Origin of the sequence: Dasania sp. GY-MA-18 (assembly GCF_024734385.1) — a bacterium.
GTDB classification, from domain to species: Bacteria; Pseudomonadota; Gammaproteobacteria; order Pseudomonadales; family Dasaniaceae; genus Dasania; species Dasania phycosphaerae.
In genome coordinates this window covers 137,552-154,689 of sequence record NZ_JANHAP010000002.1, presented here as the reverse complement: position 1 = coordinate 154,689, position 17,138 = coordinate 137,552, and the positions used below count along the sequence as shown (strand labels likewise).

16 protein-coding genes are annotated in these 17,138 nt (G+C 46.8%); 6 read left to right on the top strand and 10 right to left on the bottom strand.

From position 1 onward, the window contains the following. Positions 1-3: 3 nt before the first annotated feature. The 3 genes from topA to NO559_RS03170 form a co-directional block, all read right to left on the bottom strand. Positions 4-2,658 (bottom strand): type I DNA topoisomerase, encoded by a 2,655-nt coding sequence (gene topA, locus NO559_RS03180; protein WP_258330341.1) that lies wholly within the window; start codon positions 2,656-2,658, stop codon positions 4-6. A 162-nt stretch (positions 2,659-2,820) separates the two neighbouring features. Beyond that, positions 2,821-3,060: a DUF1653 domain-containing protein gene (locus NO559_RS03175; protein WP_258330340.1), complete on the bottom strand. Its 240-nt coding sequence runs from the start codon at positions 3,058-3,060 to the stop codon at positions 2,821-2,823. Beyond that, positions 3,057-3,569: a hypothetical protein gene (locus NO559_RS03170; RefSeq protein WP_258330339.1), complete on the bottom strand. Its 513-nt coding sequence runs from the start codon at positions 3,567-3,569 to the stop codon at positions 3,057-3,059. Before NO559_RS03170 ends, NO559_RS03175 begins: the two co-directional genes overlap by 4 nt. Before the next feature lie 108 nt (positions 3,570-3,677). On the opposite strand from NO559_RS03170, the gene NO559_RS03165 reads away from it, so the two are divergent. Further along, entirely contained in the window at positions 3,678-4,115 is a 438-nt protein-coding gene (locus NO559_RS03165) for a universal stress protein (RefSeq protein WP_258330338.1), read from the top strand. Here the strand turns inward: NO559_RS03165 and NO559_RS03160 are convergent. After that, a complete protein-coding gene (locus tag NO559_RS03160; protein WP_258330337.1) occupies positions 4,112-6,013 on the bottom strand; it encodes an ATP-binding cassette domain-containing protein in 1,902 nt (633 codons plus the stop codon). The genes NO559_RS03165 and NO559_RS03160 overlap by 4 nt on opposite strands. 186 nt (positions 6,014-6,199) lie before the next feature. On the opposite strand from NO559_RS03160, the gene NO559_RS03155 reads away from it, so the two are divergent. Beyond that, positions 6,200-8,224, top strand: coding sequence for a transglycosylase SLT domain-containing protein (locus NO559_RS03155; protein WP_258330336.1), 2,025 nt, complete (start codon positions 6,200-6,202; stop codon positions 8,222-8,224). A gap of 1 nt (position 8,225) precedes the next feature. On the opposite strand, the gene NO559_RS03150 is transcribed toward NO559_RS03155, so the two are convergent. Beyond that, the gene (locus tag NO559_RS03150) at positions 8,226-9,167 is read right to left on the bottom strand and encodes a chemotaxis protein CheV (RefSeq protein ID WP_258330335.1); all 942 of its coding nucleotides are present in this window, start codon (positions 9,165-9,167) and stop codon (positions 8,226-8,228) included. 226 nt (positions 9,168-9,393) lie between these two features. Between NO559_RS03150 and NO559_RS03145 the strand changes: the two genes are divergently transcribed. After that, the gene (locus NO559_RS03145; protein WP_258330334.1) at positions 9,394-10,251 is read left to right on the top strand and encodes a TatD family hydrolase; all 858 of its coding nucleotides are present in this window, start codon (positions 9,394-9,396) and stop codon (positions 10,249-10,251) included. Here the strand turns inward: NO559_RS03145 and NO559_RS03140 are convergent. After that, entirely contained in the window at positions 10,232-10,483 is a 252-nt protein-coding gene (locus NO559_RS03140) for a glutaredoxin family protein (RefSeq protein WP_258330333.1), read from the bottom strand. The two genes, NO559_RS03145 and NO559_RS03140, sit on opposite strands and share 20 nt — an antisense overlap. An 8-nt stretch (positions 10,484-10,491) precedes the next feature. After that, positions 10,492-11,058, bottom strand: coding sequence for a YjaG family protein (locus tag NO559_RS03135; RefSeq protein WP_258330332.1), 567 nt, complete (start codon positions 11,056-11,058; stop codon positions 10,492-10,494). Between the two features lie 138 nt (positions 11,059-11,196). Here NO559_RS03135 and NO559_RS03130 point away from each other — a divergent pair, with 138 nt between their 5' ends. From NO559_RS03130 to NO559_RS03120, 3 genes are read left to right on the top strand one after another with little or no spacing between them, the layout of a single operon-like run. Then, positions 11,197-12,840, top strand: a complete 1,644-nt coding sequence (locus NO559_RS03130; RefSeq protein WP_258330331.1) for a tetratricopeptide repeat-containing response regulator — start codon at positions 11,197-11,199, stop codon at positions 12,838-12,840. A gap of 13 nt (positions 12,841-12,853) precedes the next feature. Continuing rightward, the gene (locus NO559_RS03125) at positions 12,854-13,531 is read left to right on the top strand and encodes a sensor histidine kinase KdpD (protein ID WP_258330330.1); all 678 of its coding nucleotides are present in this window, start codon (positions 12,854-12,856) and stop codon (positions 13,529-13,531) included. A gap of 30 nt (positions 13,532-13,561) precedes the next feature. Further along, on the top strand, positions 13,562-14,347 hold the full coding sequence (locus tag NO559_RS03120) for an RNA methyltransferase (protein WP_258330329.1): 786 nt from the start codon (positions 13,562-13,564) through the stop codon (positions 14,345-14,347). A gap of 69 nt (positions 14,348-14,416) precedes the next feature. On the opposite strand, the gene NO559_RS03115 is transcribed toward NO559_RS03120, so the two are convergent. The 3 genes from NO559_RS03115 to NO559_RS03105 form a co-directional block, all read right to left on the bottom strand. After that, positions 14,417-14,947: a PEP-CTERM sorting domain-containing protein gene (locus NO559_RS03115; RefSeq protein WP_258330328.1), complete on the bottom strand. Its 531-nt coding sequence runs from the start codon at positions 14,945-14,947 to the stop codon at positions 14,417-14,419. Positions 14,948-15,109: 162 nt separating this feature from the next. After that, positions 15,110-16,285 (bottom strand): VWA domain-containing protein, encoded by a 1,176-nt coding sequence (locus NO559_RS03110; RefSeq protein ID WP_258330327.1) that lies wholly within the window; start codon positions 16,283-16,285, stop codon positions 15,110-15,112. Continuing rightward, positions 16,285-17,130: a MoxR family ATPase gene (locus tag NO559_RS03105; RefSeq protein ID WP_258330326.1), complete on the bottom strand. Its 846-nt coding sequence runs from the start codon at positions 17,128-17,130 to the stop codon at positions 16,285-16,287. The genes NO559_RS03110 and NO559_RS03105 overlap by 1 nt, the downstream gene beginning before the upstream one ends. Between the last annotated feature and the right edge of the window lie 8 nt (positions 17,131-17,138).

Below are 17,138 nucleotides of genomic sequence, written 5' to 3'. Positions count from 1 at the left end.
AATTTATTTCTTTTTAGTCGCAGCTTTGCGTTTAGCCGGGGGCTCTTCTACTTGCCATTTGCCCTTGCTGTAAAAAGCCTTCCAACCAGTGGCCTTGCCATCGACTTCGGATTGCACATATTGCTCTTTGGTTTTACGGCTAAAGCGCACGACGGTTTTAATGCCATTATTATCTTCAGTAGGCGCTTTCATAATATGCGCGTACTTAATATCAATTTCGTCTTTATGAGGTATTAGTTCTTCCACTAAAGGCGCACGGGTTTCGCGATTTTTAGGGAAATTACTGGCGGCTAAAAACAAGCCAGAAGCACCGTCGCGCAAAATATAATGGTCGTCTACTTTCACGCACTTTAGCTCTGGCATAGGCACGGGGTCCATTTTTGGTGGCGCCGCTTCACCGTTGCGCAATAATTTGCGGGTGTTTTTACACTCTTCATTGGTGCAACCAAAGTACTTACCAAAGCGGCCGGTTTTTAATTGCATCTCGGCAGAGCACTTATCACACTCCAGCACCGGACCTTCATAGCCTTTAATTTTAAAGGAGCCCGTTTCTACTTCGTAGCCAGCGCAATCGGGGTTATTACCACACACATGCAGCTTGCGACTCTCATCAATTAAATAGCTATCCATGGCGGTATTACAAATACCACAGCGGCGCTTATTAATCAGTAAGCGGGATTCAGCTTCGTCATCATTATCATCGGCACTAACGACCTCATCGCCAGACACCAAATTAATCGTGCTTTTACAGCGCTCTTTAGGTGGCAGGGAATAACCCGAACAACCTAAAAACACCCCCGTACTAGCCGTGCGTACTTGCATATGACGGCCACACTTGGGGCATTCTATATTCGTTTCGGTGGGGGCGTTTTCGCGCATACCACCTTCGGCACTACTGGCCAGCTCTAGCTTAGCTTTAAAGCCATCATAAAATTGATTTAACAGGGCTATCCAATCGGTTTCGCCTTCGGCCACTTTATCTAGCGACTCTTCCATAGTAGCGGTAAAGCTGTAATCCAATAAATCGTCAAAGCTTTCTACCAAACGCTCGGTAACAATATCGCCCATTTTTTCAGCGTAAAAACGCCGGTTCTCTACCCGCACATAGCCCCTATCTTGGATAGTAGAAATAATCGAGGCGTAAGTAGAAGGTCTACCTATACCACGCTTCTCCAGCTCTTTTACCAAGCTGGCTTCGCCATAGCGGGCAGTAGGTTTAGTAAAATGTTGGCTGGGCTCTATTTTTTTAACAGCCAGTACGTCCTGCACTTTTACATCGGGAATGATGACATCTTCGTCTTTTTTCGCTGCTGGCGGCTGTGCTTTTAAAAAGCCATCAAAGCGCAAAATTCTACCACGAGTACGCAGCTCGAATTCACCCGCCTTAACAATAATGCTAGTACTGGTGAATTCAGCGGGAGTCATTTGGCAGGCTACAAACTGACGCCAAATAAGTTCATATAGGCGCTCGGCATCGCGCTCCATATTTTTAAGGTTTTTGGTTTCTACGCTTACATCGGAGGGGCGTATCGCTTCGTGCGCCTCTTGCGCGCCCTCTTTGCTGCTATAAGAAATAGCCGCATCGGGTAAATAACGCTTGCCGTAACGTTCGCCTATATAGTCGCGGCAATTGGCAACTGCTTCAGCGCTGAGGTTGGTCGAGTCTGTACGCATATAGGTGATGTAACCCGCCTCGTATAAACGCTGCGCCATCATCATGGTTTTCTTAACGCCAAAGCCTAAACGGGTACTGGCCGCCTGTTGCAAGGTAGAGGTAATATAGGGGGCACTGGGTTTTGAAGTGGTAGGCTTATCATTGCGCTGCGCTACTACAAAGTCATGCTGCTTTAATAAAGCTAAAGCCTCGTTAGTTTGCTGCTCGCTATTAGGGCGGAAATTATTATCGCCTTGTTTTTTTAATTCCAGGCACAACTCACCGGCTTTAGCTTCAGCATCGACAAAGACCTGCCAATACTCTTCAGGCACAAAGGCGCGTATCTCTTGCTCACGCTCTACCACCAAACGCGTGGCCACCGATTGCACACGGCCCGCCGATAGGCCTCTGGCGACTTTTGCCCATAATAAGGGCGATACCATATAGCCAACTACACGATCTAAAAAGCGTCTGGCCTGCTGGGCATTAACCCGGCTAATGTCCAAAGCGCCGGGCTTTTCAAAGGCCTCTTGTATGGCCTTTTTGGTAATTTCATTAAACACTACGCGGCGGTAACGGCTTTCGTCGCCACCTATAGCTTCACGCAAATGCCAGGCTATGGCCTCTCCCTCGCGGTCCAAATCGGTTGCGAGATAGATGTGATCGGCGTCTTTCGCTAATTGTTTTAATTCGTTAACCACCTTTTCTTTGCCAGGCAATATTTCATAATGCGCCTCCCAGTTTTGTTCTGGGTTAATACCCATGCGCTTAATTAATTGCTCGGTGGCCTTCTTCTTTTTATAAGTTTCTTTGGCCTTGGGGGTCATTTTGCGGGTTTTAGCCGCTTGTTTAGCCCGCTCTTTAGGATCAGATTTGCTGCTGCCCGCGGTGGGTAAATCCCGTATATGACCCACACTGGATTTAACGACGAAGTCCTTTCCTAGGTACTTATTAATCGTTTTTGCTTTAGCCGGCGACTCAACTATTACTAATGACTTTGCCATACTGTCCTTCTGTAGGGGGGATAACGGGAATGTTTAATTGCGACATATATAAGTGCTGAAAGCACAAGGGTCAAGAAGAAGATTTTATTTTTTATAATTCTGCCGCGCAAAATCACCCTGCCTGCGAACGATTCTGCGCAAAAAACAGCCTACTTTTTAAGCTTATAATTGCTGGGCCTCTGCTTCACTAGCGGCCAGCCAGGCAAAGCGTGGCAGGCTCTTGCCCTCTATGCAAACCGTTTCTGTAAACATAGTCAAGGGCCTTACCCATAGGGCCTTATCACCGTACAGCGGTCGATAAACCACCAAGAGCTCTTCGGTTTCTGAATGGGTAGCCACTTCATAGACCTGATAGTTTTGACCTTTATAATGCCGATAGATGCCGGGTTTTATTGTTTTCACGGGCTAACCTTAAGTTGTTTTAATTGCTTTCGTAATTGCTGTAACGCCACTTTAATTTGCTCAACAGCAGCCTCGCCGCCACGCTCTTGCCAATAACAGCCCACCCCTGCGGCACTGTATTCAATGGCTACGGCAGTACGCGGGCACTGCTGCAAGGCCTCAGTAAACCACGTCTCGGCCTCGTTTAAGGGTTGGCCCTGCCACTCATAATCGGTGCTTTGCGGCTCCTGCACATCATCTATTATGCCTCGGCTTAAACAATAAACTTGCGACATGACCAGTGGCCTATCCTGCTGTAGTGGCAAACGATAAACCACCCCTTGCTTAACAGGCTCTTTACGAACACGCTGCCGGTGGCTTTGTGGTAGGTCAGTCACTTTAATCGTAAAGCCCTGCGCCAAAGCATATTGCCTAACGGCCATTTGCTGACGTTGCCTAGCACTGGGCATCATCCACATAATGGGGCCTATAACCACGGCCATAATGATAACAATAATCAGGTAGTTCATAGTTTAAGCTCGGCGCTATCGCGCACTTTTTTGACCCATATCACTAGACGAAACTGCAATTTTATACCTTAATTACACCAGCAAACGCCCAAACTAGAAGGACTAGCAATGAGCCATTATAAAAATATACTGTTAGCAGTCGATCTCACCGATGAAGCTGAACAGGTAATAACCAAAGCCCAGAGCATACAAACTGAAGGCAGCACCTTGCACATGATACATGTGGTGGAACCCATCAGTTTTGCCTATGGCGGTGATATCCCTATGGATTTTTCCACCATCCAGGACGACATACAGCAACAGGCCAAACAACAGCTTAGCGAGCTGGGCCAGCGCCATAACATAGCCGCCAGCCACCAACACATAGTGATGGGCCGCCCTGAAACCGAAATCCACAACGCCGCCGAAGAGCTTAATGCCGATGTTATCGTGATAGGCAGCCACGGCCGCCACGGTTTAGCCCTGCTGCTGGGCTCCACTGCCAACAGCGTGTTGCACGGCGCAAAATGTGATGTGCTAGCCGTGCGTGTAGGCCGTGAGGATTAATCGGCCAATTCTTCCCAGCGCTGGTAGGCCTGCTGCAAGCGCTGATCTAAATCGGCTAGCTGTTGTAATTTAGCCGCCACCTCTGTTTTATCTTGCTGGTAAAAATCCGCCGAGCCGGTTATCGCTTGCAGCTCTTGCTGTTGCGTTTCCAGGCCTTCTATTAGCTCCGGTAACTCGTCCAACTCGCGCTGTAATTTATAACTCAGCTTTTTCGGCTTGCTCTCGCTAACAGCAGCGGCCTTTTGCTCTGCGGCTTGTTTTTCTTGTAGGCGTTTTTGCTGCTGCGCGCGTTTTTCGCGTATGGCAGCAAAGCCTCCGGTTTGCCTAATCCAATCTTCGTAGCCGCCTATATAGTCGTTCACCACGCCGTCGCCTTCGAAGACCAGGGTGCTGCTAACCACATTATCCATAAACTCCCTATCGTGGCTGACCAATAAAATAGTGCCGCCAAAATCAATAAAGATGGACTCTAATAATTCCAGCGTTTCCACATCCAGGTCGTTAGTGGGCTCATCCAACACCAAAATATTAGCGGGTTGGCTAAACAAACAAGCCAGCTGCACCCGATTGCGCTCGCCCCCTGACAACGCTTTTAAAGGAGTGCGCGCACGCTCTGGCGAAAACAAAAAGTCGCTGAGGTAGCTCATAATATGGCGATCTTTGCCATTAATGGTAATGCTGTCGCGGCCTTGGCCTACGGTGTCGACGATGGTTTTATCATCTTCCAAGTGATCGCGCATTTGGTCGAAGTAAACCACATCTTGCTTGGTGCCTAATTGCACCTTGCCGCTAGTGGCTTCTAGTTCACCTAAGATGATTTTTAACAAGGTGGTTTTACCCACTCCGTTAGGACCTATAAGGCCTATTTTGTCACCGCGCATCACGCGGGTGCTCACGTGCTCAAACAGTTTTTTGTCGCCGTAACCAAAGCTAACATCCGTCAGCTCTGCCACAATTTTGCCCGACAGGCTGGATTGCTCTACTTGTATATTGGCTGACCCCACCCGCTCGCGGCGCTGTGAACGTTCTTCGCGCAATCTTTTTAAAGCCCTTACCCGGCCCTCGTTACGGGTGCGCCTAGCTTTAATGCCCTGCCTTATCCACACCTCTTCCTGCGCCAAGCGCTTATCAAACAAGGCATTTTGCTGCTCTTCTACCTCTAGCTGATGCTCTTTTTCAGTAAGGTAGTTATCGTAATCGGAGGGGAATAGCTGCAAGTTGCCCCTATCTAGCTCTACCACCTTGGTGGCCAAGCGTCTTACTAAGGATCTATCGTGGGTGATAAACAGTATCGCGCCGTTAAATTCTAATAAGTGCTTTTCCAGCCACTCTATGGTTTCTATATCCAGGTGGTTGGTAGGCTCGTCCAGCAACAGTATGTCGGGGTTGGTCACTAGCGCCTGCCCTAAGGCTACCCGGCGACGCCAGCCGCCCGATAGAGCATCCATACGCTGCTCGCTGGGCAGTCCTAAGCGAGTGATAACCTCGTCTACCTTTTGCTGTAGCGACCAGCCATCCACCGCCTCTAGCTGGTGCTGTAGGCGGGCTAGGCGCTCCAGGCTTTTTTCATCCATGGCCTGGCTGGCCAAGGTATCGTACTGTTCCAGCAAGGCAGCTGTTTCGGCCAAGCCCTCGCTAACAAACTCTAGCACTGTGCGGTGATCCGCCGGCGGTAACTCCTGCTCTAAGCGCGCAATTTTAATACCGGGGCGAAACCAAATAGAGCCCGCATCGGGCTGTATTTGCTGGGCCACCAGCTTCATCAATGTCGACTTACCCGCTCCATTGCGGCCGATTAAACAAACTCTATCGCCTTTGTATAACTGTAAATTAGCGTCTTCGAGTATCACATGGGGGCCAAAGGACAGGCCCAAGTTATCTATCCGTATTAACGGCATATACCACCTTAAAACGTGCGACTAAACGCACAAAAACTGATCTTAAAACAAGATGTTGCTTGTATATAACAATAAAAACTAGTCTTGAATGGGGGCTGGATTATACTACAGAGCAGGGCTGGAATAGCAGCACATACTGTACTGCACAGCATTTTTTCACCCACATCAGGATTTAGGCTGCCGATTATGGCTCAGCGTCTAGCGTTATTGTCGCTAAACAGGATTAAAGTCAAACACTGGATAAGTCTAGCCAGCGGCGCTTTGCTCTTAGGCTTAAGCAGCGGCAGCTATGCCAGCCCTGTAGCAGCCAGCCCAGACGTCAAAGCCGAATTAGCTCCCGCGCAAATCCAACTTTACCAAGACACCTTAATCGCAATACGCAAAGGCCAGCTCAAACAGGCTGAAAAAGGCCTGTACCAACTAAAAGATTTCCCCCTAGCGCCCTATATAGAAAAACACCTGCTTTATAAGCGCATGCATCAGCTCTCTAGCACTCAGGCCTTAAGCTTTTTAAATCGCCATCAGGGCTCGGTGGTAGCCCAGCAATTTCGTCAGAAATGGCTAAGCCATTTAGCCAAACAACAGCGCTGGCAGGATTTTTTATCCTTTTATGTGCCCACGCAAAGCTCCACCGCCCTGCACTGCCAATACCTCAGCGCCTTACATCATAGCGGCAAGCAAGATACAGCCCTGCAACAAACCCAGCCGCTATGGTTAAGCGCCCGTTCTTTACCCGATGCCTGTGACCTACCGCTGCAACGCTGGCAACAGGCGGGGCTGTTAACAGATGATCTTATGTGGCAGCGGATTATCTTGGCGATTAAGCATGATAATCACAGCTTGGTAAATTATTTACACCGCCGCGCCAACCCAGGCTTACAAGCGGTGGTCCAGCAATTACGCCATATCCACAGGCAACCTCAAGACTTAGCAATATTACAGGCCAATGCAAAGCTGGAATTACATTATCAGCAAGCTATAGCTCTGTACGGCATCGAACGCTTAGCGGATAAAAATTTAGCGCTGGTGCTTAAACACTGGCCTAGCTATCAACAACAATTTGTATTTAATACCCAGCAACAGCAACAACTAAAACAAATTATTGCCCGCCAGCTGATCGCCAGCGGCGACAGCCAGGCCCTGAGCTGGTTAATTAAAAATGACCCCAATGGTGACGATGTATTTTTATTAGAATGGCGCATATTACTGGCTATAAAAAACCAACAGTGGCAGCAGGCGCAACGCTGGCTAGGCTTATTACCCAGCGAACATCAGCAACAACCACAATGGCAATACTGGCAGGCACGTGCGGCAATAAAATTACAAAACAATCAGTACAACAGCTTAGAAAAACTACAAGCCTTATCCCAACAGCGCCACTATTATGGTTTTTTAGCGGCCGAATTACTGGGCCAGCCCTACGTTTTTGAGCATAACCGAACCCCCAGCCATATAGACACCCACGACTTGCAACAACGGCCCGCTATACAACGCGCTAAGGTTTTTTATTTATTGGGTGAATCCATAGCCGCCAGACGCGAATGGCACCACGCTACCCGCCACTTCACGCCCCAGCAACATATCAACGCCAGCTTACTGGCTCACCAATGGGGCTGGCATCAACAAGCCATAATGTCAGCAGCAAAGTCTGATTATAAAGATGACTTAGAACTGCGTTTTCCCATGGCTTATCAACAAACTATTATGCCTGTCGCCAAAGCCACCGCCGTGCAACCTGCTTGGATTTATGCAGTGACCAGGCAAGAAAGCGCCTTTGCCGCAGACGCAACCTCCAGCGCAGGCGCCAAAGGCCTAATGCAATTGCGGCCGGGTACAGCCAAAGATGTGGCACAGCTGGCGGGCTTAAGCTTTAAACGTAAAGATCTATACCAAGCTGATACCAATCTTCTATTAGGCAGCCACTACCTGCAGCAACTACTGGATACTTTTGAGGGAAATAAAATTTTAGCTACAGCCGCCTTTAACGCCGGGCCTTATAGAGTGAAACGCTGGCTAAACCAGCAGGTAGAAGCAATGGACTACGATATTTGGATAGATACTCTGCCCTATTATGAAACTCGCAACTATATAAAAAATGTTTTAGCTTCATCACTAATCTACAGCCACCTTATGGGTAACAGCCGCAGTTTAGTAGATAGCCACGAACAAAAAATTGCACTGCCCAGCAATGCAGCCAGCACTGCACTATAGGCTACTGCTGCATAAGCATTTTAACGCGCTCTTGTACTTCTTCGGCTAATTTATCAGGTTGAAATTTTGATAAGAAGCCATCGCAACCTACTTTTTTAACCATGGCGTGATTAAAGTTACCACTTAAAGAAGTATGTAATACCACAAATAAATCTTTCAATGCTGGGTCACGTTTAATCTCTGTAGTTAAACGATAGCCATCCATTTCTGGCATTTCGGCATCAGTAATCACCATTAAAAGTTTTTTAGTCACATCTATGCCTTGGTCACGCCAACTCTGTAGGCGACGCAAAGCTTTTAAGCCGTCCATTTCAACAATAACTTCCAGGCCTAGCTGCCGCAATGTGGTAGAGGCCTGCTCTATAGCTAAGCGCGAATCATCGACTAGCAGCACTTCCATACCCTTAGCGAACTCCAATACCTCTTGTTGTAGCACCTCTTCAGAAACATGAGTATCAAAATTCACCACCGTGGCCAATACTTTCTCCACATCGATGATTTCTACAATTTTTCCGTCAACACGCGTAATGGCCGTTAAGAAATTGTCCCTGCCTGAGGCTGCTGGCGGCGGCATAACTTCTTCCCAGTTTAAGTTAACAATTCTATCTACCGATCCCACCACAAAAGCCTGCAATGTGCGGTTGTACTCCGTCACTATCATGGCGGCATTGCCGTCTAAAGGGATAGCACTACGCCCTATAGCCAAGCTCAAATCAATCACCGGGATGGTTTGACCACGTACCGTTGTCACACCCACAACCACGGGGTTACTTTTAGGCAAGGAGGTAAAACGGGGTACCTTTTGTATTTCTTGTACTTCCTGCACCTTAAACACATTAATAGCAAAAAGCTGCGAACCTTTAAGCCTAAACGTTAGCAACTCTAGGCGGTTGCGGCCTACAAGATTAGTACGTGAATCAACATTTTTTAAAAGATCAGACATAAACCTTACCGCTTTACCAAAGGGAGTATGAATAAAGGTTATCCATTAGTGCTATGGGCAGTGTAATAGAAGATTCTATAGATAGGAAAATAATTCTCCCATGGGCACTACTACACCGGCTATACATAATCAGCCTAGCCCGCAGCTGCACTAAAAGCGAAACAAGATTACTTTCAAACAGTTGCAGCGATATACTAGCAAGCTTACCACTAACACGACAGCCGCTATGACTCAGCCCTTAGCCCAAACTCTGCACGCCAGTATAGATATAGGCGCCAACCTTACTCACGCACGCTTTGCCAAAGACCTAGCACAAGTGATCAGCCGGGCGCAGCAGGCCCATATCAGCCATATCGTGGTCACTGGCACCAGCATAGCGGAGTCCACCGCCGCTATCGCCCTATGCCAGCAGTACCCCCATTACCTCTACTGCACCGCGGGTATACATCCCCATGACGCCAGCCAGTTTGACGCCCATAACTATGAACAACTCAAACAACTGGCCAGCCAGCCCTGTGTGCGGGCCATAGGTGAAACGGGGCTAGATTTTAACCGTAATTTTTCCAGCCCCCAGCAACAAATACATGCCTTTGAGCAGCAAATAGCCCTGGCTATAGAGCTACAGCCACCCTTATTTTTGCACGAGCGCGACGCCCACGAGAAGCAACTAGACATACTCAAATACTACCGCCCCCAGCTGGTAAACGCGGTAATACACTGCTTCACCGGCGATAAGCAGCAATGCTTTAACTATCTGGATTTAGATTTACATATAGGTGTTACTGGCTGGATCTGCGATGAACAACGTGGCCAGGCCTTGCGGGAGTGTGTAGCAGCCATCCCCCCGCACAGGCTGATGATAGAAACCGACGCCCCTTATCTTAGCCCCAAGACTCAACCCAAGCCCAAGCTAGCTCGCAAGGGCCGTAACGAGCCCTGCACGCTCAACTACGTAGCGGAAGCTGTGGCGCGCTGTAGCCAACGAGAAATTGATGAGGTAATACAACAAACCGCAGCCACGAGTAGACTGTTTTTTGGTTTGGGCTTGCAGGCCAAGGCTGAGGCTAAGCCTCTGCGGACATAAAGGCCTGTAATAAGGCCTCATCAAAAGGCCAATCCAGCTCCAGCTGTAAATCAGGCCGGTACAGCACCGGTATACGCAGCGCATACAGCGACATTAGCTCAGCGGACTCGCTAATATCTAACTCTTGCAAGACATAGCCATCGGCCGGCAAGCCAGCAATTACCATGGCCTTGGCCTGCTCACACAAATGGCAGCCCAAAGTGCCGTATAGCTGTAAAGTGGTTTTTTGCATAAATCGACCTATTGCGTTGCTATGCCTATATTGCTCACCGCAATGCTGCCAGCAAAGCTCTTCAAGGCCTTTACACTATCTTTTTGCGGTAGCGCATCCTCCGCCAAGCGCTGCCGTAACTCAGCAAAATAAGCCTCGGCATCGACCATAAGCTCATGCTGCTGAGCTTGCTCGGCATTGAGTTCAGGTTGGACAAACTCTAAGTAGGCCATAATGGTTGAGCAATATAGCTTTTCAAAAGCTTCTGTCTCTAGCGGCTGATTGCCCGCACAGCAATCAAATAACATGGCCAAAGCCACACAGGCATCAGCAGCGGGCCTAACACCAAAGAACTCGCAGTTTTCGCTATCTGGCATTACTGGCTCTAACTTTTCTAGCTGCTTATTAAAATCAACGGTTTGCTCGTGGCCGGCACAACTGGCCCACAGCGTATCCAAGCCATTTCTTAGTACCTTGGCATCACCGCTTTCGGTTAGCTCAGAAAACAAACAATAATTGGGGTACATGCGCTCTAACAAGGCCGTACAATAGGCGATATCGCGCCAGCTAGTAGCTAATAAGTTCTCAAATTTCATCAAATTTCACGCTCTTAGCCAGCGGCTAATAATAAATTACAGTAAAATACCCAAACTAAACTATACTATCAGCTTAATTAAGTAACATATTGATCAATAACGATATTATTTATCTCACAGTGAGACATATACAACAGCATGGTTTCCCCTCAGCTCGCCCTTTTTAAACTGTTTAAACAAAAAACAGCACTTATCATTGATGATTACCCGGATATGCGGGGGTCTATCAGGCGTATGCTGGTTAACTTTGGCGTGGAGAGTATAGACACTGCATCCAATGGCGATGAAGCCATACTTAAATGCGACGACAATCGCTACGACATTATACTGGCCGATTACAACTTAGGCGATGGCAAATCAGGCCAACAAATTTTGGAAGAAATGCGCTACAAAGGCACATTAAAACAAACCAGCCTGTATATGATGATTACTGCCGAAACCACCAAAAGCATGGTATTTGGCGCCTTGGAATACCAGCCCGACGATTACCTCACCAAACCCTTCACCCAAAGTGTTTTGCAAAAACGCCTGGGCCGCATGGTATTAGAAAAAGAAGCCTTGCACGAAATATACAAAGCTATGGACATGCTGGATTTTGATTTAGCCATAGAGCTATGCAAAAACCGCATTGCCCTGCACGACAAATATGAAAGCCGCTGCCACCGCATTATGGGCAGCTGTTTTTACAAAAAACATAAATACAGCCAAGCCAAAGAGCTGTATAAAAATGTTTTATCTGAGCGTGATGTGGAATGGGCTAGCATAGGCCTAGGCAAAAGCCTAATGGCCTTAAACGAACTGGAAGAAGCTGAAGAAATTTTTGGCAAACTCATCGATAACGGCTGCCAATGCTTAGAAATTTATGATTGCATGGCCGATATTAAAGTACGTAAAGGTGAAGCCGAGCAGGCCCAGTTACTGCTGGAAAAAGCCGCCGCTATATCCCCTAACGCCATACTCAGGCAAGAAAAAATCGCCGAGCTAGCCGAAGCCAACCACGATTGGGCCAGCGCCGAAGCCGCCCACAAAAAAGTTATTCGACTAGGCAATAATTCAGTATACGAAACCCCCGAACACCATTTTAATTTAGCCCGCTGTATCTCAGCTGAACTTAAACACAGCAAAGATAAACCCGCACAACGGATAAAAGACGCCCAAGAAATATTACGCCGCGCACGCCGTAAATATAAAAATCACGACAACATCCATTTACAGTCAGACATTATAGAAGCCGGTGTATACGCCGACGCAGGTGACGAGCAAAAAGCCAAGGAAAAAGTAGCCGCCAGCCAAGCACGTATAGAACAAGCGGAAAACAAATCTGTACAGCTCAGCCTAGACATGGCCAAAACCTTTAAAGCCATAGGCGACGACAAAAAATCCATGGAGCTATTGACTGATCTAGCTAAGAAATATGCTGACGACCCCGACATTTGCATGAAAATTGATGCCATGTCTGATGAGCCTATTACCGAGCACGGCAAGCGCAAAGCCATAGAACTTAACCAAACCGGCAAAAAACTCTTTGGCAACAAAGAGTTTAATAAAGCCATACAACTATTTAGCCAGGCGCTAATGCACTACCCCAATAATGCAGGCCTAAACCTTAACCTGATGCTGGCACTAGTGAAAAAAATGAATGTAGATGGCGTCAGCCCTAAAGGCATTAGCCGTGGCCGTGAAGCAGCTTCAAAACTGGAGCACTTAGAAAGCGATCACGTGTTATACGATCGCTTTCAAGCGGTAAATGCCCACTTAGAAAAACTGGCGCAAAATAGCTAAACAAGGAAACCCAGTGTCTAATAATAAAATTGACTTTCCTATGTTACTGGCCTCTTCGGTACACGACATAAAAAATTCATTAGGCATGCTACTCAACTCATTGGAAAGCATGATAGACATTAATGATAGCGATACTGAAAAGCGCCATCAGTTTAGTGTTTTACACGGTGAAGCCTCTCGTATTAACCACTCACTAATACATTTACTTGGTCTATATAGGCTGGATAACAATCAGCTTTCTATCAACAACCAAGAAGTCTACTTAGAGGACTTTTTAGAAGAGCAAGCCGCCAGTCAGCAACTACTGTTCGACATCAACAATATAAAGCTAAACATACACTGCGACCCTAATCTCAGTGGCTATTTTGATGAGAACTTAATCGCAGGCGTAGTAGGCAATATTTTAGTGAACTGTGCAAAATACACTCAAGACCGTATAGATATTTATTGCGACAAAGTCGATGCAGGCATAGTTATACAAATCAAAGACAATGGCTCGGGCTATCCGCAAAGCATTATTGACAAGCTATCCAATAACGAGCGCAGCTTAGATTTTAATACCGGCAGCACCAACCTGGGCTTATTTTTTGCCGCAGAAATCGCCAAACTGCACCGCTGCAAGGAAAAAACCGGTTCCATCAGCCTATCAAACCACGACAACGGCGGCTGCTTTACTTTATCATTGCCGTAATTATCCCTAACCTAGGTCTCCCTACCTGCAATGAAGCCAGCAGCCGAACATACTCAAGACTCTGAACAATACAAAAAAAAGCAGCGTTTTTTTAAAAGCCTACTGACCATTTACGGCCGCAAGCCCGTACTCGAAGCACTGCAAAATCCACAGTTGCGTTTTTTCAAACTACACCTAGCTGACTCTAACAAACCCCAGGGCATTATTGCCGAAATCATCGCCATAGCTGAACAGCGCGGCATAGAAATACAGTATCACGATAAAAAAGCCTTATCGCGCATCTCTAAAAACGCCAAGCAAGATCAAGGGGTCGCCGCCGACATACAGCTCAAACAATATATTTCGGTGGAAGAATTTATTAGTAATAAACCCCAAGGCAACTGCTCGCTAATAGCCCTAGACCGCATTACCAACCCACAGAACCTGGGCATGATTATACGCTCGGTTTGTGCAGGCTATATAGACGGCTTAATACTGCCGCAAAAAGGCTGCGCCGCCCTATCACCCTTAGTGATTAAAGCCAGTACCGGCACAGTCTTTAAAACACCGCTAATCTATAGCGACAGCATAGAACAGGCGCTGGAGTTATTAAGCAACACCGGCGCAACTATTTGCACCTTATCCTCCCACGCCAGCACATCACTGTTTGATTACCAGGCTAAAGGCACCACAGTCTACGTACTAGGCAACGAAACCGAAGGGGTTAGCCCAGCGGTGCAGGCTTTGTCCCAGCACCAACTTTGCATCCCTATGAATAATGAGGTGGAGTCTTTAAATGTGGCCATTACCGCAGCTTTAATTGCCTTTAAGCACTAACTTTTTCAATGCCCATAAAAAAGTGAGGCTGCCTAGCAACCTCGCTTTTATAACCCTCGGCCAACTAAACTATTGTTGACGTCGTCTAGAGAAGCCCAACCCCATCAAGCCCAAAGCTAATAAAGACAAAGTGGCTGGCTCTGCTACCGAAGTAGTGAACACCATACTGCCATCATTACCACTAGCCCAACGAAGGCTGGCATCAAATGTATCGATAGTGAAAGCCACTCCCTGACTAAAGCCATAGCTTGCCAAGGTTGCTAAATCTAGGGTGACATCCAACACCAGCTGAGCAGAGAAATCATCCAAATTAAAGCCACCGCCAGCACTTACGCCATCTGCGGCCGCTCTTTTGGCATCCCAGGCAGCATCGGAAATGCCATATTCATTATCAAAGCTAACAGCATTGCCATTAAGCAAAAAGCCAGTACCCGCACCAGCAGCAGAACCATGCACAATCGTCATGGCACTGAAAGTGAAAGTATTATCTAGATTGTCTTCAAAAATATACTCTACCGGATGAGCAAACGCTGATATTGATGACAGAGCAAGTAACGCCCCCGCCACAGCATTGGTTATTACAGTTTTGACTGAAATCATTGACCTCTTCCCCTTATAATAAACAATTAAAAATCACAAAATAATAGTGTTTAATACAAGAGCAAATTCCAGACCAACAAAACAAACTGACCAAAAATCAACCAGCTGAAAAAACAAACAATATCAGCTGCCCATATTGTGTAAGAAAACCCAACACCCAAGCTAGGCTGAAAGATATCGCATAGCCCGCTCTAAACCATTTACGGTTAGCGGGTACATATGGCCCTCTACCAGCTGCTGGCAATAAGCTATAGTTTGGGTGTAGCGCCAAGATTTTTCCGCTACGGGGTTGAGCCAAACGACTTTATCGTAAACGGCTGTGAGCCGCTTAAAATAAGCTTCGCCCGCCTCTTCATTCCAGTGCTCTATGCTGCCGCCTGGGTAGCTGATTTCGTAAGGCGACATAGAGGCATCCCCTACGATAATCACTTTATAGTCGCTGCCGTATTTATGCAGTATATCGTTTAAGTCTGTACGCTGGTCGCGGCGGCGCTGGTTATCATCCCACAGCGACTCATAAATAAAATTATGGAAATAAAAATATTCCATATGCTTAAATTCTGAACGCGCTGCTGAAAATAGCTCTTCACAGTTTTTAATATAAAAATCCATAGAGCCGCCCACATCAAAAAACAGCAACACTTTCACTGCATTGTGGCGTTCAGGCACCATTTTAATATCTAATAAGCCGGCATTATTGGCGGTGCTGCGTATGGTGTCGTTTAAATCCAGTTCTTCACTGGCTCCGGTGCGGGCAAATTGTCGCAGCCGCCGCAGTGCCACTTTAATATTACGGGTACCTAGCTCTACGTCATCATCTAGGTTTTTAAACTCGCGCTTTTCCCATACTTTAACAGCACTTTTGTTGCGGCTTTCACCGCCTATTCTTATGCCCTCGGGATTATAGCCACTGTGGCCAAAGGGTGAGGTGCCGCCGGTGCCTATCCATTTATTACCACCTTGGTGGCGTTTTTTTTGCTCTTCCATGCGCTCCTTAAAGGCTTTGATTAACTCTTCTAGACCACCTAGCGACTGTATCTTCTTTTTATCTTCTTCGCTCAGTGTTTTTTCAAACTCTTTACGCAGCCACTCCTCGGGGATTAGGGCGTCGATAATATCGTCTATATTTTCCAGTTGCTGAAAGTACAGGGCAAATGAGCGATCAAAACGATCGTAGTGTTTTTCATCTTTAACCAAAACTGCACGGCTTAAGTAATAAAACTCATCCATATCAGCAAAAGCCAGATGATTTTTTAAAGCCAAAATTAAATCCAGCAACTCTTTGGTTGAAACCGGTACACCTTGGCTTTTTAGTAACTGAAAAAAATTAATCAGCATTAACGCTGTTCCCGGCGCTGTAAAAAGGCCAAGCGCTCTAACATATGCACATCTTGCTCATTTTTTAACAGCGCACCATACAGTGGAGGTATGGCCTTACTGCTATCGTGATTTTTTAAAATTTCATCAGGCATATCATCAGCCATCAATAACTTTAACCAATCAATCAGCTCCGAGGTGGAAGGTTTTTTTCTTAAGCCCGGTATATCCCGCACCTCAAAAAACATATCCATGGCTTGGTTGACTAAATCCAGCTGCACATTAGGGAAATGTACGTCTACGATACGCTTCATGGTTTCCCTGTCGGGGAAGCTAATAAAATGAAAAAAGCAGCGCCTTAAAAAAGCGTCCGGCAATTCTTTTTCATTATTACTGGTGATAATAATAATGGGACGGTGCTTGGCTTTAATGGTTTGCCCGGTTTCATAAACAAAGAACTCCATCTTATCCAGCTCCACCAATAAATCATTGGGAAACTCTATATCGGCCTTATCCACTTCATCAATTAGCAGAACCACTTGCTGCTCAGCTTCAAAAGCCTGCCACAGCTTACCTTTGCGTATGTAATGCTTAATATCATGCACACGCTCATCGCCTAGCTGTGAGTCGCGTAAACGCGAAACCGCATCGTATTCGTATAAGCCCTGCTGCGCCTTAGTGGTAGATTTTATATGCCACTGAATAAGCTCTAAACCTAAAGACTCGGCCACCTGCTCGGCCAATAGGGTTTTGCCTGTACCCGGCTCACCTTTAATTAATAAAGGGCGTTGCAGAGTCACAGCGGCGTTAACGGCAGTTTGCAAATCATCGGTGGCAATATAAGTATTTGTGCCTTGAAATTTCATACAGCTAT